This window comes from Pseudomonas sp. 11/12A (genome assembly GCF_000800055.1).
GTDB classification, from domain to species: domain Bacteria; phylum Pseudomonadota; class Gammaproteobacteria; order Pseudomonadales; family Pseudomonadaceae; genus Aquipseudomonas; species Aquipseudomonas mohnii.
The window spans coordinates 5,916,203-5,933,730 of record NZ_JUGV01000001.1 but is presented as its reverse complement, the minus strand read 5'-3'; the positions used below and the strand labels follow the sequence as shown (position 1 = coordinate 5,933,730).

General features: G+C 61.0%; 15 protein-coding genes and 2 pseudogenes. 12 read left to right on the top strand and 5 right to left on the bottom strand.

Annotation, left to right across the window (positions count from 1 at the left end; translation table 11 throughout):
• Positions 1–87: 87 nt before the first annotated feature.
• The 4 genes and pseudogenes from GQ39_RS33930 to GQ39_RS27215 form a co-directional block, all read right to left on the bottom strand.
• Positions 88–819: a methyl-accepting chemotaxis protein gene (locus GQ39_RS33930; RefSeq protein ID WP_371919914.1), complete on the bottom strand. Its 732-nt coding sequence runs from the start codon at positions 817–819 to the stop codon at positions 88–90.
• A gap of 135 nt (positions 820–954) precedes the next feature.
• A pseudogene (locus tag GQ39_RS33925) lies at positions 955–1,995 on the bottom strand (HAMP domain-containing protein); the annotation flags it as partial.
• A gap of 145 nt (positions 1,996–2,140) precedes the next feature.
• Positions 2,141–2,443, bottom strand: a complete 303-nt coding sequence (locus tag GQ39_RS27220) for a cell division protein ZapA (protein WP_047536567.1) — start codon at positions 2,441–2,443, stop codon at positions 2,141–2,143.
• Positions 2,440–2,670, bottom strand: coding sequence for a hypothetical protein (locus GQ39_RS27215; protein ID WP_047536565.1), 231 nt, complete (start codon positions 2,668–2,670; stop codon positions 2,440–2,442). The genes GQ39_RS27220 and GQ39_RS27215 overlap by 4 nt, the downstream gene beginning before the upstream one ends.
• Before the next feature lie 322 nt (positions 2,671–2,992).
• On the opposite strand from GQ39_RS27215, the pseudogene GQ39_RS33920 reads away from it, so the two are divergent.
• The 6 genes and pseudogenes from GQ39_RS33920 to trxC all read left to right on the top strand — a co-directional run.
• Positions 2,993–3,829: pseudogene (locus GQ39_RS33920) on the top strand (MCP four helix bundle domain-containing protein); the annotation flags it as partial.
• Positions 3,812–4,684, top strand: a complete 873-nt coding sequence (locus tag GQ39_RS33915) for a methyl-accepting chemotaxis protein (RefSeq protein WP_442961754.1) — start codon at positions 3,812–3,814, stop codon at positions 4,682–4,684. The pseudogene GQ39_RS33920 and the gene GQ39_RS33915, both read left to right, overlap by 18 nt.
• 224 nt (positions 4,685–4,908) lie before the next feature.
• Positions 4,909–6,651, top strand: a complete 1,743-nt coding sequence (locus GQ39_RS27200) for a potassium/proton antiporter (protein ID WP_047536559.1) — start codon at positions 4,909–4,911, stop codon at positions 6,649–6,651.
• Between the two features lie 35 nt (positions 6,652–6,686).
• Positions 6,687–10,037: a mechanosensitive channel MscK gene (mscK, locus tag GQ39_RS27195; protein ID WP_047536557.1), complete on the top strand. Its 3,351-nt coding sequence runs from the start codon at positions 6,687–6,689 to the stop codon at positions 10,035–10,037.
• Between the two features lie 48 nt (positions 10,038–10,085).
• Positions 10,086–11,549 carry a protein adenylyltransferase SelO gene (gene selO, locus GQ39_RS27190; RefSeq protein ID WP_047536555.1) on the top strand — a complete coding sequence of 488 codons (1,464 nt, stop codon included), beginning with the start codon at positions 10,086–10,088 and terminating at the stop codon, positions 11,547–11,549.
• 73 nt (positions 11,550–11,622) lie between these two features.
• Positions 11,623–12,057: a thioredoxin TrxC gene (gene trxC / locus GQ39_RS27185; RefSeq protein ID WP_030129872.1), complete on the top strand. Its 435-nt coding sequence runs from the start codon at positions 11,623–11,625 to the stop codon at positions 12,055–12,057.
• Positions 12,058–12,112: 55 nt separating this feature from the next.
• Here trxC and GQ39_RS27180 read toward each other — a convergent pair whose 3' ends face one another.
• Positions 12,113–12,883 carry a ParA family protein gene (locus GQ39_RS27180; RefSeq protein ID WP_047536553.1) on the bottom strand — a complete coding sequence of 257 codons (771 nt, stop codon included), beginning with the start codon at positions 12,881–12,883 and terminating at the stop codon, positions 12,113–12,115.
• Positions 12,884–13,227: 344 nt separating this feature from the next.
• Here GQ39_RS27180 and GQ39_RS27175 point away from each other — a divergent pair, with 344 nt between their 5' ends.
• The 6 genes from GQ39_RS27175 to GQ39_RS27150 are packed head-to-tail and all read left to right on the top strand — an operon-like array spanning position 13,228 to position 17,476.
• Positions 13,228–13,953 carry a beta-ketoacyl synthase chain length factor gene (locus GQ39_RS27175; protein WP_047536551.1) on the top strand — a complete coding sequence of 242 codons (726 nt, stop codon included), beginning with the start codon at positions 13,228–13,230 and terminating at the stop codon, positions 13,951–13,953.
• On the top strand, positions 13,929–14,738 hold the full coding sequence (locus GQ39_RS27170) for a lysophospholipid acyltransferase family protein (RefSeq protein ID WP_047536549.1): 810 nt from the start codon (positions 13,929–13,931) through the stop codon (positions 14,736–14,738). The genes GQ39_RS27175 and GQ39_RS27170 overlap by 25 nt, the downstream gene beginning before the upstream one ends.
• Positions 14,719–14,994 (top strand): phosphopantetheine-binding protein, encoded by a 276-nt coding sequence (locus GQ39_RS27165; protein ID WP_047536547.1) that lies wholly within the window; start codon positions 14,719–14,721, stop codon positions 14,992–14,994. Before GQ39_RS27170 ends, GQ39_RS27165 begins: the two co-directional genes overlap by 20 nt.
• Before the next feature lie 9 nt (positions 14,995–15,003).
• Positions 15,004–15,258, top strand: coding sequence for an acyl carrier protein (locus GQ39_RS27160; RefSeq protein WP_028622164.1), 255 nt, complete (start codon positions 15,004–15,006; stop codon positions 15,256–15,258).
• Complete coding sequence (locus GQ39_RS27155) at positions 15,255–15,800, top strand: membrane protein (protein WP_047536544.1); 546 nt, start codon at positions 15,255–15,257, stop codon at positions 15,798–15,800. The genes GQ39_RS27160 and GQ39_RS27155 overlap by 4 nt, the downstream gene beginning before the upstream one ends.
• A complete protein-coding gene (locus tag GQ39_RS27150) occupies positions 15,797–17,476 on the top strand; it encodes an acyl-CoA synthetase family protein (protein ID WP_047536542.1) in 1,680 nt (559 codons plus the stop codon). The genes GQ39_RS27155 and GQ39_RS27150 overlap by 4 nt, the downstream gene beginning before the upstream one ends.
• Positions 17,477–17,528: the final 52 nt, after the last annotated feature.

The window sequence follows — 17,528 nt, the reverse complement described above, 5'->3', positions numbered from 1 at the left end:
AATCCCTGTTGTTCACAAAACCTGTGTTCAACACACAAACCCTGTGGGAGCGGGCTTGCCCGCGAAGGCGTTACCACAATCAACACATCAACTGAGTTTGAACCCACCCATCTGCCGCGCCAGATCATCCGCCAGCCGCTGCAGCGTCTGACAGTCCTCCCGACAAGCCCGGACCTCCCCCGCCGTCGCCCGCGCCAGATCGGAGATGCCCTGCACGTTGCGGTTGATCTCTTCGGTCACTGCCGACTGCTCTTCCGTCGCCGTCGCCACTTGGTGGTTCATGTCGCTGATACGCTCGACCTGCCCGGTAATCGCGGTCAACGATGCCCCGGTACGCTGGCTCGACTCAACCCCAGTGCCGGTCGCGGCCTGCCCGGAATGCATCGACGACACCGCGTTCTCCGCGCCTTGCTTGAGGCTGCCGATCATCTGCTGAATCTCGTCGGTGGACGTTTGCGTGCGTCGTGCCAGGGTCCGCACTTCATCGGCCACCACGGCGAATCCACGCCCCATGTCACCGGCCCGCGCCGCCTCGATGGCGGCGTTCAGCGCCAACAAATTGGTCTGCTCGGAGATGCCGCGAATCACCGCCAATACCTGATCGATGGAGGCCACCTGATTGGCCAATTCGCCCACGGCGCTGGCGGCAACGCCGATTTCATCGGACATGCTTTCGATGTGCCGGATAGACCCACCCACCACTTCCCGAGCCTGCAACGCCTCATCGCGAGCGTTTTGCGAAGCGACGGCTGCATTGCCGGCGTTCTGCGCGATTTCCTGCACGGTCAGGCCCATTTCATGGACCGCCGTGGCGACCATGTCGGTCATTTCCTGCTGACGCCCGGAGCGCTCGGCCGTGTTATCCACCACCCGCGCCACTTGGCCGACCGCTGTGCGCAATTGCTCGCTGGTGGTCAGCACTTCACCGATCATGTTGCGCTGACTGTCGAGGAAGCGATTGAAGCCGCGAGCCAGATCACCCAGCTCATCGGCGCGGCTGGAATCTAACCGTTGGGTCAAATCTCCACCACCGCTACCAATGGCTACCAATGCCGCTGTTACCTGACGAATCGGCCGGACCAACCCACGGGCCAGCAACACCACCAGCAACAGGCACACCAGCGCCACCGCCAGGCCAATGCCGCTGCTCATCCACAGGGCGCGACGGGCTTCGGCGTAGATCTGCGATTGCGGCACTTCGGCCACCAGGGTCCAGCCCAGGTCCCGCAGCGGCAGGCTCAATGCCAGGAAATCTTCGCCATCACGCACAAAGCCACTGTGGGTGGCAGACGTTTTGGAGGTAGAAGGTTGACCCATCACCGTTTGGGCGGCTGACGCGCCGATTTGCTCGGCCAAGGTACGTTTGCCGCTGAACCGAGCCTCGGGATGAACCTGGATCAAACCGTCGGAACGCACGAGATAGACCTTGCCGCGCTCGCCGAAGTTGAAATTGTGGATCAGCTCCGACAGCTCTTTCATGCTCAGGCCAAGGCCGGCAACGCCCACGACTTTGCCGGCCTTCTCGACTTTAAGGTCGATGAAAAGCGCCAATTCTCCGGTGGCCGTGTCGTTGTCGATATTGAGGGTGCGCGGCTGGTTGCTGTCGAGGAATGAATAGAACCAGGCATCCTTGGGGTTGGTACGGCTGAGGGTGCGGTCCAGGCCTTTTTCGGTGAAGTAATGGTTGGAGGCAGTCCCGACAATCAGCGCGGTAAAGGCTTTGTGTTCGGCCCTGATGCCTTCGAGGTACGTGGTGAACGTCGCGCTCTGGGCACTGCTTTCACCCTCGGCCAGCCAGTCGCGCACCATGCTGTTGCTGGCGATGTCCTTGGCGGCAGTCAGGGGTTGAACGAGGATGCGCTCGATATCGTTGCGCATCGCCTCGATGCTCGACGGCAGCGCCTGCTCGACCAGATAGCGCTCGGCGAGGCGGTTGACCACGAGGGTATAAATGCCAACCACAATCAGGATACTGACCAGCAGGGCAGTGCCCATGCTCAGGATCAACTGCCATTGAATACTGCGTCGCCAGAACTGCATGGAGCACCCCCAAAGAATAAGAGGCTGAAACACTGCAACAGCCGTGCCGATTGTATACAATTAAATCGACAATTTATTCTTTGGTTGTGCGCAAAGCCGATCAGGCCTGATTGATCGTCTTGGAGATCACTTCAACCGTGGCGCTGACTTGCTCTTGGTAACGGTCGAGTTCGAGCTTGTGTTGCTTCTGCATTTCGATCTGCTGCGAGCACAGGTTCATCGCGGCCAGCACCAGCAGTCGGTCACCGATCAGCGTCGGGTACTTCCTTTTGGTGTCGGCCAGGGCAGCCTTGAGCATCATTGCAGCGTCCAGCAGGGTTTGCTCTTCCCCGGCCGGCGCCTTGATCGAATAGTCCTCCCCCAGAATCGAGACGACTCTTACCCCTGCGGCGTTGTAACTCATGCGCTGACTGGGCCTGCGCTGACGCGCTCAACCAGAGCCTGGATGCGGGCTGCGGTGGCGCCTTGCTTCTCTTCCTGTTCCATCAGGCTCAGTTGCAGGCTTTCGTTTTCATCTTTGGCCTGGGCCAGTTCTGCGCTCAGGGCCTGGTTGGTGCTGAGCAAGCCCTGGTTCTGTTGCACCAGGTCGCTGACCAGTTGTTCCAATTGGCTAAGGGATGCTTCCAACATTTTGATTTTTCCGGGGTTTTCAAAGGGCGCGTACGATAAAGAAAAGTCACGGTGGATGCCAGGGTTATACGGGCGCAAAGCCTTGATCTTCCTGACGGCGACTGTCCTCGCGAGTTTTAAAGACTGTGATTGGCTCATCTGGTTCCTGCACTTCGTCGCCAGCCCTTATGTAGGAGCGAGCTCGCTCGCGATGGTGGTCAACGATTACGCGTTCTTCCAGACAGCCCGCGTAATCGTTGACGTCCATCGCGAGCAGGCTCGCTCCTACAGATAACGACCGGTTAACGGCAAAAACCGCGCAAGGGCTCAAGACTTGAGACGCATGACCGATAAGTCCTCCATACGTCAGCCTCGGCACCGCTCAGGTGCGCCTTTTTCGGTAACCGCCATGTCCCTTCGAAATATGAATATCGCTCCACGGGCGTTCCTCAGCTTCGCCCTGATCGGCGGCTTGATGATGATTCTGGGGGTGTTTGCCTTGAATCAGATGAGCAAGATCCGTGGCGCCGCCGAAGAAATCACCTTGAACAGCGTGCCGAGCATCCAGAGCCTCGATGAGTTCACCCAACTCACCTTGCGCCTGCGCGTGCTGTCGTATCGCTTGCTGGTCAATCGCGAACCGGACGTCCAGCAAAAAACCATGGAATTGCTGGAGACGCGCAACCAGCAGATCCACGCCGCACAAGCGACCTATGAAAAACTGATCGCCAGCCCGCAGGAACGCGCGGCCTACGATCAATACGTGCAACTGCTGGGGCAATACCGCCAGATCGAAGACCGGATGAAGACCCTGTCGCGCAACAATCAGGTCGATGAACTGCGCAACCTGCTCAACACCGATTTGCTCAACAACTCCGAGGCTGTGAACGCCGTGTTGAGCCGTCTGCTGGAGATCAATACCCAACAGACCCGCGACACCAACCAGCAGGCCGCCGATCAATATGATTCGGCGTTCGATCTGGTCATCACCTTGCTGGTGGCGGCTACCGCACTGACCCTGGCCCTCGCCTGGTTGCTGATCAACAGCATCACCAAACCCATTGCCAATGCCCTGGGTGCCGCCGAGAGCATCGCCGAAGGCAACCTGACTCGCCCGATTACGGTCGATGGCGAGGACGAGGCTGGCCGCCTGCTGGCGGCGATGGCGAAGATGCAGGACAAACTGCGCGACACCCTGCTGCGCATTTCCGGCTCGGCCACGCAACTGGCCTCTGCCGCTGAGGAACTCAACAGTGTCACCGACGAAAGCGCTCGCGGCCTGACCCAGCAAAATAACGAGATCGAACAGGCCGCCACCGCAGTCAACGAAATGACCAGCGCCGTGGAAGAAGTCGCGCGCAATGCCGTCAGCACCTCCGAAGCCTCGCAGAGCGCCACCGCGTCTGCCGGGGATGGCCGTGATCTGGTGCAGGAAACCGTCAGCGCCATTGAACGCATGAGCGCCGACGTGCAAAGCACCGCGACCCTCATCGGCGACCTGGCCAATGAGTCCCGCGACATCGGCAAGGTGCTGGACGTGATTCGCGGGCTGGCCGACCAGACCAACCTGCTGGCGTTGAACGCCGCGATCGAGGCTGCTCGTGCAGGTGAAGCCGGTCGCGGCTTTGCCGTGGTGGCGGACGAAGTACGGGCCCTGGCCCATCGCACCCAACAGTCCACCAGCGAAATCGAACGCATGATCGGCAGCATCCAGAGTGGAACCGAGCACGCGGTGGATTCGATGCGAAACAGCACCGAGCGCGCCGAGTCGACCCTGAACATCGCCCGTGGTGCCGGAATGTCGCTGGACACCATCAACAGCGCCATCGTCGAAATCAACCAGCGCAACCTGGTCATCGCCAGCGCCGCTGAAGAGCAGGCGCAGGTGGCCCGTGAAGTGGACCGCAACCTGGTGAACATCCGTGACCTGTCGGTGCAATCGGCCACCGGTGCCAACCAGACCAGTGCAGCCAGTAGCGAACTGTCGCGTTTGGCGGTTGACCTGAACAGCATGGTCGGGCGGTTCAGCCTGTAACCGCTCCTTGTAGGAGCGAGCTCGCTCGCGAAGGACGTCAACGATAACGCGTACTGCCTGACTCAGCGCGTCGTCATTGAAATCATCGCGAGCAAGCTCGCTCCTACAGAGTTCTGCGTTTCAAAAGCTTTTTGACAGCATCACATTTCAACAGGTTAGAATCGCTGGCACGCAGACTGCATGGTCAGTTTGTGCCCGCCTTTCAGCTTTCCGGAGTACTGCCTTTGAATGCGACGACCATCAACAGCCTGTTCTTGATCGGCGCGTTGCTGGTAGGTGCGAGCATTCTGGTGAGCTCACTTTCCTCGCGCCTCGGCATCCCGATTCTGGTGATCATCCTGGCCGTCGGCATGTCCGCCGGCGTCGATGGCGGTGGCATTATTTTCGACAACTACCCGACGGCCTACCTGGTCGGCAACCTTGCACTGGCCGTGATCCTGCTCGATGGCGGGTTACGCACCCGGGTCTCGAGTTTCCGCGTGGCGTTGTGGCCGGCGCTGTCGCTGGCGACCATCGGCGTGTTGATTACCACCGGGCTGACCGGCATGGCCGCCGCCTGGCTGTTTGACCTCAATCTGATTCAAGGCTTGCTGATCGGCGCCATCGTCGGCTCCACCGACGCCGCGGCGGTGTTTTCGCTACTGGGCGGCAAAGGCCTGAACGAGCGGGTGACCGCGAGTCTGGAAATCGAATCCGGCAGTAACGACCCGATGGCGGTGTTCCTCACCGTGACCTTGATCGACATGCTCGCCAGCGGCCAGACCGGCCTGCACTGGAGCCTGCTGACCCACCTGCTGCGCGAGTTCGGTATCGGTGGCCTGATTGGCCTGGGCGGCGGCTGGCTCATGCTGCAATTGGTCAACCGCATCAATCTGGCCACCGGCCTCTATCCGATCCTGGTCATCGCCGGGGGCCTGGTGGTGTTTGCCCTGACCAACGCCTTGCATGGCAGCGGCTTCCTGGCGGTGTACCTGTGCGGCCTGGTGATCGGCAACCGTCCGGTGCGCAGTCGCCACGGCATCCTGCACATGCTCGACGGCATGGCCTGGCTGGCACAGATCGGCATGTTCCTGGTGCTGGGGCTGCTGGTCACACCCCATGACCTGCTGCCGATTGCACTGCCGGCGCTGGGCCTGGCGCTGTGGATGATTCTGTTTGCCCGACCGCTGTCGGTGGTCGTCGGCCTGCTGCCCTTCAAGGCGTTCCATGGCCGAGAAAAGGCGTTCATTTCCTGGGTCGGATTGCGCGGCGCGGTGCCGATCATTCTCGCGGTGTTCCCGCTGATGGCCGGCCTGCCCAACGCCCAGCTCTACTTCAACCTGGCGTTCTTTATCGTGCTGGTCTCGCTGCTGGTGCAGGGCACCAGCCTGCCGTGGGTGGCAAAACTGTTGAAAGTGACCGTTCCGCCGGAACCCGCACCGATCTCCCGCTCGGCTCTGGAAGTGCACGTCACCAGCGAGTGGGAATTGTTCGTTTATCGCCTCGGTGCCGAGAAATGGTGCATCGGCTCGCCCCTTCGCGAGCTGAAAATGCCCGAAGGCACCCGCATCGCCGCCCTGTTTCGCGGCCAGCAACTGCTCCATCCGTCGGGTAGTACGGTGCTCGAAGTCGATGATTTGCTCTGCGTCATCGGCCATGAACACAACCTTCCAGCCCTCGGAAAACTGTTCAGCCAGGCACCGCAGCGGGGTCTCGATTTGCGCTTCTTCGGCGACTTCGTACTCGAAGGAGATGCCCAGTTGGCCGCGGTTGCGGCCCTGTACGGGTTGAAAGTCGAAGGCATTGACCCGGACATGTCCCTGGGCCACTTCATTGCCCAGAAAGTGGGCGGTGCTCCAGTCGTCGGCGACCAGGTGGAGTGGAACAACACGATCTGGACCGTCGCGGTGATGGAGGGGAACAAGATCGCCAAAGTGGGCGTCAAATTCCCCGAAGGAAGTCGCCCGGGGCCCGGACTCTTCCTCTAAACTCCATTCTTCGTTTCGCTTTTTGATCGGTCTCTATGTCAAGCCTGCGCACCTTTTTCGTCATGGTCCTTCTGGGCCTGAGTCTCTCCGTCGGTACGTTACAAGCCGCCGAACCGCCCACCCGCGAAGCCGTGCAGGCGAGCCTGGACAAGATCGCCGACCGCAAACTGCCGGAAGCCGATCAAAAGGCCCTGCAATCGGTCCTGCAAAACACGCTGACACAGCTCAACAACCGGCGTGATTACGAGCAAAAGCTGAGCGATCTCAAGCAGCTATTGGCCAGCGCCCCCAAACAGACCATCGAGAACCAGCGCGAATTGACGCGTCTGAAGGCCACCAGTGTCGTGCCGGTGGCGCAACGCTTCACCAAAGAGTCGATTCAGCAACTCGAGCAAATGCTGACCGAGCGCTCGACCCAGCAAAGCGATTTGCAAAAAGCCCTGGGCGATGCCAACAGCCTGATCATTACCGCCCAGACGCGCCCCGAGCGCGCTCAGGCGGAAATTTCCGCCAGCCAGACGCGCATCCAGCAGATCAACAACATCCTCAAGACCGGCAAGGACAGCGGCAAGACCTTGAGCGCCGAGCAGCGCGACCAGCTCAACGCCGAGCTGGCGGCACTCAATGCGCTGATTCCGCTGCGTCGCCAGGAACTGGCCGGTAATACCCAGCTGCAGGATTTGGGCAACAGCCAGCATGACTTGCTCTCGGAAAAATCCGACCGTCTCGATCAGGAAATCCAGGAGCTGCAAAACCTGATCAACCAGAAGCGTCTGGCCCAATCCCAGGAAACAGTGACGCAACAGTCCATCGAAGCGCAGAAAGCCGGGGGCAGCAGCCTGCTGGCCACCGAAAGCACGGCCAACCTGAAGCTCTCCGACTACCTGCTCAAGAGCACTGACCGCCTCAACGAGGTCACCCAGCAGAACTTGCAAACCAAGCAACAACTGGACAGCGTGACCCAGAGCGATTCCGCCCTGGATGAGCAAATCAGCGTGCTCAAGGGCAGCCTGCTGCTGTCCAAGATTCTCTACAAGCAGAAACAGGCGCTGCCGCGCCTGAGGGTCGATCGCAATCTGGCCGACCAGATCGCCGACATTCGCCTGTATCAGTTCGAAGTCAGCCAGCAACGAGAATTGCTCAGCAACCCGGCCGCTTATGTCGACAACCTGCTGTCGACCCAGCCACCGGAGCAAGTGACCCCGCAACTGCGCAAAAGCCTGATGGAACTGGCCACCACCCGCGTCGACCTGCTGGAGCGCCTGAACCGTGAACTGAGCGCGATGCTCAATGAATCGATCACGCTGCAACTGAATCAGAAGCAATTGCTCAGCACCGCGCAAAGCCTGCGGGCGACGCTGGATGAGCAGATGTTCTGGATTCCCAGCAACAAACCGCTGGACCTCGAATGGATGCGCAGCGTGCCGGAACGCCTGCAACGCCAGGTCGATAGCCTGCCGTGGGCCTCAAGCCTGAGCGAACTGATCGATGGCCTGACCCAGCGACCGCTGCTGTTCCTGCCCCTGGCGCTGTTGATTGGTGCCCTGCTGTGGCGACGCAAGAGTCTGTATGCGCGCCTGAACAAGGTTCACCAGGACATCGGCCACTTCAAGCGCGACAGCCAGTGGCACACGCCCCAGGCGATCCTGATCAACATCCTGCTGGCGATGCCGGTCTCGCTGGGCCTGGGCTTGTGCGGCCTGGCCCTGCAAATCGACGCCCGAGGGCAGAACGCCAATATGGGCGCGGCGTTGCTGCAAATGGCCGGGGCCTGGCTGGTGTTCTACACCGCCTATCGGATACTCGCGCCGGGCGGTGTGGCAGAACTGCATTTCCGCTGGGAAAAGCCCCAGGTGGAATTCCTGCGCGGCTGGATCCGCCGTCTGGGCATGGTCGTCATGGCACTGGTCACTGTGGTGGCGGTGGCCGAACTGCAACCGGCGGCGCTTGCCGATGACGTGCTCGGCATGCCGGTGGTGCTGATCTGCTACGCCCTGATGACCTTGTTGCTCAGCCGCCTGCTGATCAGCAGCCCGAACCACGAAACCGCTTCACTGTTCCGCAAAGCGCTGGGGATTCTGTTCACGGCGCTGCCGGTCGCCTTGTTCGTCGCCGTGTGCTTCGGCTACTACTACACCGCGCTCAAACTCAGCGACCGCTTGATCAATACCCTCTACCTGCTGATGTTCTGGCTGGTGATCGAGGCCACCTTCGTGCGCGGCCTCAGCGTGGCCGCCCGGCGCCTGGCCTACCAGCGCGCCCTGGCCAAGCGTCAGGCGGCCAAAGAGGCCGGCGACGGCGAAGCGGTCATCGAAGAACCGACCATGGACATCGAAAAGGTCAACGAACAGTCCCTGCGCCTGATCCGCCTGGCACTGCTCGGCGGCTTCATGGCAGCGCTGTATTGGGTCTGGGCTGACTTGATCACCGTGTTTTCGTACCTGGACAACATCACCCTCTACGAATACACCAGCGGCACCGGCGCCAACATGAGCATGGTGCCGATCAGCATCGGCGACATGCTCGGCGCGCTGATCATCATCGGCATCACCTTCGCCCTGGCGCGCAACTTGCCGGGCCTGCTGGAAGTGTTCGTGCTGTCGAAGCTCAACCTGGCCCAGGGCAGCGCCTACGCCACCACCACACTGCTGTCCTACGTGATCGCTGGCGTCGGCTTCGTCTCGACACTGTCGACCCTTGGCGTGAGCTGGGACAAATTGCAATGGCTGGTGGCGGCCCTCTCGGTCGGCCTCGGTTTCGGCATGCAGGAGATCTTCGCCAACTTCATCTCCGGCATCATGATCCTGTTCGAACGCCCGGTGCGGATCGGCGATACCATCACCATCGGCAACCTGTCGGGCACGGTGAGCAAGATCCGCATCCGTGCCACCACCATCACCGACTTCGACCGCAAGGACATCATCGTCCCGAACAAGACGTTCATTACCGGGCAATTGATCAACTGGTCGCTGACCGACACCATCACCCGAGTGACCCTCAAGCTCGGCGTGGATTACGGTTCCGATCTGGACCTGGTGAAGGAACTGCTGCTCAAGGCCGCACGGGAAAACCCGCGCGTGCTGAAGGAACCGGAACCGAACGTGTACTTCCTGAATTTCGGCGAAAGCACCCTCGACCACGAATTGCGCATGCACGTGCGCGATCTCGGCGACCGCAACCCGGTGATCGACGAGGTCAACCGCTTCATCAACCGCGAGTTCAAGAAGCAGCACATCAACATCTCGTTCCGGCAGATGGAGATCTACCTCAAGAACCTCCACGGTGAGGAATACAAGTTGGTTCCGGTCGAACCGGAAACCAAAACCATCGCGCAGCCGATTGATGGCAAACCGCAGCAAGAACCGCCCGCCGCCAAACTCGACTAACCGGCCATTCCCCAGCAGAATGCTCGGACATTCTGCTGGAGACGGCCTTTGAAAGCCCTCGACGAACTGACCTTCGATAATCGCTTCGACCGCCTGGGCGATGCGTTTTCCGCCCATGTGTTGCCCGAGCCCATCGACAACCCGCGCCTGGTCGTGGCCAGCCCTGCCGCCATGGCGCTACTGGACCTCGACCCGGCCGTCGCTGAAACCCAAGAGTTCGCCGAGTTGTTCAGCGGCCACAAGCTGTGGGCCGATGCCATTCCCAGGGCCATGGTCTACTCCGGTCATCAGTTCGGCTCCTACAACCCGCAGCTGGGCGACGGTCGCGGGTTATTGCTGGGCGAGGTGTACAACGAGGCCGGCGAACATTGGGACCTGCACCTCAAGGGTGCCGGCCAGACGCCCTTTTCGCGCATGGGCGACGGACGGGCGGTGCTGCGCTCGTCGATCCGTGAATTCCTCGCCTCCGAAGCCCTGCACGCCCTGAACATCCCGACCACCCGGGCACTGTGCGTGATCGGCTCGGACACGCCGGTCTGGCGCGAGAAGCAGGAACGGGCAGCCATGGTCCTGCGCCTGGCACCGAGCCACGTGCGCTTCGGGCATTTCGAGTATTTCTACTACACCAAACGTCCCGAGCAGCAGAAAGAACTCGGCGGCCACATCCTCGCCATGCACTTTCCAGAGTGCCTGGAACAGCCGGAGCCCTACCTGGCGATGTTCCGCGAGATCGTCGAGCGCAATGCCGAACTGATCGCCAAATGGCAGGCGTACGGCTTTTGCCACGGGGTGATGAACACCGACAACATGTCGATCCTGGGCATCACCTTCGACTTCGGCCCGTTCGCCTTCCTCGACGACTTCGACGCCAACTTCATCTGCAACCACTCCGATGATCAGGGCCGCTACTCCTTCAGCAACCAGGTGCCCATCGGCCAATGGAACCTCAGCGCCCTGGCTCAGGCCCTGACGCCGTTCATCAGCGTCGAGGCCCTGCGCGAAACCCTGGGGCTGTACCTGCCGCTGTTCCAGGCCCACTACCTCGACCTGATGCGTCGCCGCCTCGGCCTGACCACGGCCGAAGACGATGACCAGAAACTGCTGGAGCACTTGCTGCAACTGATGCAAAACAGCGGCGTCGATTACAGCCTGTTCTTCCGCCGCCTGGGCGAAGAATCACCCGAAGCAGCCGTCGCTCGTTTGCGCGATGACTTCGTCGACCTCAAGGGTTTCGATGCCTGGGGCGAGCAGTACACCGCCCGGGTCGCCCGGGAAGGCGAGCTGGACCAGGAACAACGCCGTGCCCGGATGCATGCGGTCAACCCGCTGTACATCCTGCGTAACTACCTGGCACAAAAGGCCATCGATGCGGCGGAACGTGGCGATTACTCGGAAGTCCGACGGCTGCACGCGGTGCTGAGCAAGCCGTTCGAGGAACAACCGGGAATGGAAAGCTACGCCGAACGGCCACCGGAATGGGGCAAGCACCTGGAGATCAGTTGTTCTTCCTGAAGTCGGTGCATGATTGAAAACCAGAGCGGGCGTCTCCAGATAAGGAGAACCCGCTTCCTACCGGACCTACCAGATGACCGACCCACTCCTCATCCCCTGCCCCCACTGCAACGGCCTCAACCGCATCCCGGCCGAACGCCTGAACGACCACCCCAAATGCGGGCGCTGCAAGGCCGAGGTTCTGCTGAACAAACCGTTTGAGTTGAAACAAGGCGATTACGCCAGCCAGATCAAGGGCGATTTGCCGCTCCTGGTGGACGTTTGGGCGGACTGGTGCGGGCCGTGCAAGTCGTTTGCACCGGTGTTCGAGCAGGCGGCCGGGCAATTGGCGGGCAAGTGTCGACTGGCCAAGCTGGACAGCGAGGCGAACCAGCAATTGTCGGCGCAGTTGGGCATTCGCTCGATTCCGAGCCTGATTCTGTTCAAGAACGGCCGGGAAGTCGCGCGTCAGAGCGGGGCGTTCCCGTTACCGCAGCTGATGAGCTGGCTGCGTAGCCAAGGAATCTGAATGACACCTGTGGGAGCAAGCCCGCTCCCACAGGTTTTTTTGCAATCAGAAAGGATCAGGCGTTTTCCAGCAGATTGTGCAGTTCGACGAACTGCTGGGTCAGCTTGTGCCGCGGGTCGAGATGGATCAGCGGCGTATTGGCCTGGTGGGATTCGCGCATGCGCACCGAAGTGGCCAGGTACACCGGCAATACCGGCAGGCCTTCGGCGATCAGTTCGTCAAGGATTTGCTGCGGCAGGCTGGCACGCGCCTGGAACTGGTTGACCACGATGCCCTCGACTTCCAGCCCTTCGTTGTGGTCCTCCTTCAATTCTTCGATTTCCGCCAGCAGGCCATAGAGGGCCTGGCGCGAAAAACTGTCGCAATCAAAGGGGATCAGCACACGATCGGCGGCAATCAGTGCCGATACCGCGTAAAAATTCAGCGCGGGCGGCGTGTCGAGGTAGATACGGTCGTAATCTTCACCGAGTTCTTCGAGCAACTTACGCAGCTTGTTGATCTTGTGCTTGGCTTCAAGCTTTGGCTGCAAATCCGCCAGCTCGGCCGTGGCCGTGATGACGTGCAGGTTATCGAACGGGGTTTCGTAGATATCGACCTTGTTCTTTTTGGAGAACGGCCCGGAAGACAGGGTTTGCTTGAAAAAGTCGGCAATACCCATCGGGATATCATCGCCGGTAAGTCCCGTCAGATACTGAGTGGAGTTGGCCTGGGCATCGAGGTCCACTAACAGGGTGCGATAACCCTCGCTGGCACTGACCGCCGCCAAATTGCAGGCAATACTGGACTTGCCTACGCCACCTTTCTGATTGAACACCACGCGCCGCATTGTCAAAACCTCCGTGTATCAAAGAATGACCGAGTGTAGTGGTCCTCGACGCTGCTTCGCTACCTCGTTGGAGAGGGACTGCACGCTCAGTGGCTAGCCCGGCTCAAAAAACGGCATGAATCACCGACAGAACCGACAAACGGGCCGTGCAATAATCGGAATAATTGTCAAATGTTCAATTTTTTCGAACCTGTTCTGTACATAACGTTGAGCAAAATGTAACCAGTATTTGCTACGCGTTCGCCGCACCGCGATAATGCGCGCCACTCGGCGCCAAGCGCCGCGCGGGTGAGTCGTGGCTTTCAGTCATCACCGCGTCAAGCAAGCCCGCAAGGGCGGGATGAATGTCTGTGATCAACTTCAACATCGCCCAATGGCGCGCGTGGGCCCCGGGACTCGAAAGCGTGGCCGATTGGCAGGCCTGGTGCCGACAGCCCGTCGTGCTGCCGGGCAGCGATGCAGCCCCTGACGTGTCGTTTCTGCCGGCCATGCAGCGCCGGCGTCTCAGCCGTCTGGCGCGGATGGCCTTCAGTGTCGGCTGGCCATTGGCCGAGGGTCGCCAGGACTTGCCGCTGGTCTTCATTTCCCGTCACGGTGAAACCCCTCGGACCTTCGACATCCTCAGCGATCTGGCCGCTAAGCAGCCGCTGTCGCCGACCCAGTTCAGCCTTTCCGTGCACAACGCGATTATTGGCCTGTGGTCGATCATGCGCGGCGAAACCAGCGAAATGACCGCCCTGGCCGCGGCTGGCGATGGCCTGGAGCATGGCATGCTGGAGGCTGCGGCGCTGCTGAACGAAGGCGCGCCCGCAGTATTAGTGATCATCACCGAAGAACAACCGCCCCAGGCCTACTCGACCTGGATCGACGATGTGCCCTTCCCGTATGCCGTCGGCCTGCTGATCACCCCCGGAAATGACTGGCAGCTGTCCATGAACAGCCCCGCGGATGCGTTGTCCAACGTTCGCTGGCCCCATGCGCTGAATCTGTTGTGCATGCTGCTGGGCCAGCCAACCACCTGCCAACATGCCTGGAAAAATCGTGTATGGACCTGGCAACGCAGCCCTTGACCGAGAAAAACCGCGACGCCTATTACTGGCGCCTGCTGGCGACCGCCGCAAGCTTCACCCTGTTCGGGGTGGGCGGGATGTGCCTGCGCCTGGTGATTTTCCCGCTGCTCGGCTGCCTTCCCGGCGATGCCCAGACCCACCGCTTGCGCGCGCGCCAAACCGTCAGTCGCTGCTTCTGGTTTTTCGTCCGTTTCATGGCCCGTGTCGGTGTGCTGACCTACGACATTCAAGGCGCGGAAAAACTCGGCCGTCCGGGGCAGATGATCATCGCCAATCACCCGTCGCTGATCGACGTGGTGTTCCTGATTGGCCTGGTGCGCCACAGCAACTGCGTGGTCAAGCAAAGCCTGTGGGAGAATCCGTTCACCCGCGGTCCGTTGCGCCGCACCGACTACATCAGCAACGACGGCAGCATGGAGATGCTCGATGCCGCCGCCGATGCACTGAAAAACGGCCAAACCCTGATCATCTTTCCCGAAGGCACCCGCACCCAACCCGGCCAGGCGCCGGCCTTTCATCGGGGGGCGGCGGCAATAGCGCTGCGGGGTGCGAAAATCCTCACCCCGGTCGTTATCAAGGTCAGCCCGACCACATTGACCAAGGCCGAGCCTTGGTATCGGATCCCGAAACGACGCGTGCACTTCAGTTTTCGTGTCGGGGCCGATATAGACCCACAGGCCTTCGCCGCGCTGGGCCCGGCTCCGCAGGCCTCGCGAAAGCTCAACGACTATCTGCATTCTTACTTCATTAAGGAGCTCGCCGAAGATGAGCGATCTGCACACTAAAAACCTGGTGCTGGAAATAAAAAATCTGATCATCGAAGCCCTCGGCCTCGAAGACATCAGCGCCCAAGACATCGGCGACGACCAGACGCTGTTCGGCGAAGGCCTGGGCCTGGATTCGGTAGACGCGCTGGAACTCGGCCTGGCGATCCAGAAAAAATACGGCATCAAAATCGATGCCGACGCCAAGGACACGCGTAATCACTTCAGTAACGTGGCGAGCCTTGCGGCGTTCGTCACCGCAAAACAGGCAGCTTGAGACCGGACCATGCAAACTCGTGACGACATTTTCAACACCCTGCGCGATGCCTTGGTAGAGCTGTTCGAGCTGGAGCCCGAGCGTGTGAGCCTCGAATCCAACCTGTATCAGGACCTGGAAATCGACAGCATTGATGCGGTCGACCTGATCGATCACATCAAACGTCAGACCGGCAAGAAAATCGCCGCCGAAGAATTTAAGTCGGTGCGCACCGTCAGCGACGTGGTCGAGGCGGTCTACCGTCTGGTTCAACCGGCCGCATGAGCCGATTGATTGGCCTCGGCCTGCTGCTGGCGGGCCTGCTGTACCCCTTCGCGGTGTATTTCGGCATGGAGCACTTCGCCCCATGGCAGTTCGGACTGCTGCTGGGCAGCCTGTGGCTGGCCCGCGCACTGACTGGTCGGCAACGACCCGGTAGCCGGTGGATGGCCATGGTGGCGATCGTGTTCTGCCTGTTGCTGGCGCTGTTCGACAGCCCGCTGCTGTTGCGCTGGTATCCGGTGTTGATCAGCGGTTTCATGTTGGCGCTGTTCGGACTCAGCCTGATATACGGCCCGCCCATGGTCGAACGCCTGGCCCGTCTGCGTGAACCGCACCTGCCGGCCAAAGGCGTTCGTTACACCCGCCAGGTGACCATCGCCTGGAGCGTTTTTTTTCTCTGCAACGGTTTGTGTGCTGCCGCCCTGACACTGTGGGCGCCGCTGAGCTGGTGGATGTTATACACCGGCCTGATTTCCTACGGATTGATAGGCCTGATGTTTGCCATTGAATGGCTAATACGACAACGGGTACGAGGCCGCCCATGAATTGGATAAAACTTGAGCAGCTGTTGCTCAAGGCTGAAGCGGATCGTGCCGTAACGGCCGAACCCCCGCTCAATCACGCACAACTGTGCGCCCAGTCCCTGAGCCTGGCCGCCGGCCTGCAAGCCCAGGGTGTGCAGCGCGTTGCCGTGCACCTTGAAGACGCCGCCGACCTGGCGATCGCCCTGCTCGGTGCCTGGCGTGCCGGCGTCAGTGTCTTGCTGCCGACCGATCTGCAAGCCCAGACCCGCCAGCGCTGGTCGAGCGACGTCGATCTGTGGCTGACCGATCAGCCCGATGACGCGCACCTGTCCGATTTCAACGCGCCGCCCCTCAGCGCCGCGGCACTGGACCTGGACCGCTGTTCGCTGAGCCTGTGCACGTCTGGCTCCAGCGGCGAACCCAAGCGCATCGACAAAACCCTGCGCCAACTGGTCAACGAAGTCCAAGCCCTGGAGCAACTGTGGGGCGCCGACCTGGGACCGGCCTGCATCATCGGCAGCGTGGCGACTCAACACATTTACGGCCTGCTGTTTCGGGTGCTGTGGCCGCTGTGCGCCGGGCGTTCGTTCGTGCGCAAACAACTGGCCTTTCCCGAAGACCTGCAACGCGCCAGTCGCGAGCACCCGGCCTTTGCCTGGGTCGCCAGCCCGGCACTGCTCAAGCGCATGGGTGACAACCTCGATTGGCCGGCCTTGAGCACGGTGCGCCGGGTATTTTCGTCTGGCGGTGCACTGCCGGCAGACGCCGCACAAAGCCTGCAGCAACGCCTGCATCAATGGCCGACGGAAATCCTCGGCAGTTCGGAAACCGGCGGTATCGCCTGGCGTCAGGGCCACGATCTGTGGCAGCCCTTCGCCGACGTGGCACTGAGCCAGGACACTGACGGCGCGCTGCTGATCACCTCGCCTTACTTGCCGGCCGGTCATGTCGAACACACCGCCGACGCTGTGCGCATCGCGGCGGATGGCCGTTTCGAACTGCTCGGACGGCTGGACCGGATCGTCAAGCTGGAAGAAAAGCGCATCTCGCTGCCGATGCTGGAAAAGGCCTTGGTCGACCATGAATGGGTCGTCGAAGTGCGGCTCGGCGTGGTTCAGGAAAACCGCGCCTCCCTGGGTGCGCTGCTGGTCCTGAGCGAATCCGGTCTGCATGCCCTGCGCAATCAAGGCCGACGCACCCTCACCCAGGAACTGCGCCAACACCTGAGTCAGCATTGCGAAGCCCTGGCCCTGCCACGGCGCTGGCGCCTGCTGCGACAACTGCCGCTGAACAGCCAGGGCAAACTGCCCCAGGCCGATGTCGAAGCCCTGTTATTGGCGCCGCGCCCCAAGGCGCCGCAGGTGCTGGAGCAAATCGAAACCGAAGGCGAGTGGAGCCTGCAACTGGCCGTGCCGCCCGACCTCGCCTACTTCAGCGGGCATTTCCCTCGGGCGCCGGTATTGCCCGGTGTGGTGCAAGTGGAGTGGGCGCTGAAGCTCGGCCAACAATTGATGAACCTGCCGGAAAAATTCGCCGGCATGGAAGTGCTGAAGTTCCAGCAACTGGTGCGCCCCGGCGATGAAGTCCAGTTGCACCTGCGTTTCGACCCGGCACGCAGCAAGTTGTACTTCGCCTACCGCAATGAAACCGCCACCTGCTCCAGCGGGCGGATTTTGCTGGAGGCTGCACATGTGTAGCTTCAGTGAGTGCTGCGCACTCAATCGCGAGCAGGCTCGCTCCCACATTGAA

Coding starts and splice junctions, on each gene's coding strand:
- GQ39_RS27215 (WP_047536565.1), bottom strand. CDS start 2,670: ATGTTGGAAGCATCCCTTAGCCAATTGGAACAACTGGTCAGCGACCTG.
- trxC (WP_030129872.1), top strand. CDS start 11,623: ATGACCGACCCACTCCTCATCCCCTGCCCCCACTGCAACGGCCTCAAC.
- GQ39_RS27170 (WP_047536549.1), top strand. CDS start 13,929: ATGGACCTGGCAACGCAGCCCTTGACCGAGAAAAACCGCGACGCCTAT.
- GQ39_RS33930 (WP_371919914.1), bottom strand. CDS start 819: ATGGTCGCCACGGCGGTCCATGAAATGGGCCTGACCGTGCAGGAAATC.
- GQ39_RS27175 (WP_047536551.1), top strand. CDS start 13,228: ATGTCTGTGATCAACTTCAACATCGCCCAATGGCGCGCGTGGGCCCCG.
- GQ39_RS27180 (WP_047536553.1), bottom strand. CDS start 12,883: ATGCGGCGCGTGGTGTTCAATCAGAAAGGTGGCGTAGGCAAGTCCAGT.
- GQ39_RS27160 (WP_028622164.1), top strand. CDS start 15,004: ATGCAAACTCGTGACGACATTTTCAACACCCTGCGCGATGCCTTGGTA.
- GQ39_RS27220 (WP_047536567.1), bottom strand. CDS start 2,443: ATGAGTTACAACGCCGCAGGGGTAAGAGTCGTCTCGATTCTGGGGGAG.
- GQ39_RS27155 (WP_047536544.1), top strand. CDS start 15,255: ATGAGCCGATTGATTGGCCTCGGCCTGCTGCTGGCGGGCCTGCTGTAC.
- mscK (WP_047536557.1), top strand. CDS start 6,687: ATGTCAAGCCTGCGCACCTTTTTCGTCATGGTCCTTCTGGGCCTGAGT.
- GQ39_RS27150 (WP_047536542.1), top strand. CDS start 15,797: ATGAATTGGATAAAACTTGAGCAGCTGTTGCTCAAGGCTGAAGCGGAT.
- GQ39_RS27165 (WP_047536547.1), top strand. CDS start 14,719: ATGAGCGATCTGCACACTAAAAACCTGGTGCTGGAAATAAAAAATCTG.
- GQ39_RS33915 (WP_442961754.1), top strand. CDS start 3,812: ATGGCGAAGATGCAGGACAAACTGCGCGACACCCTGCTGCGCATTTCC.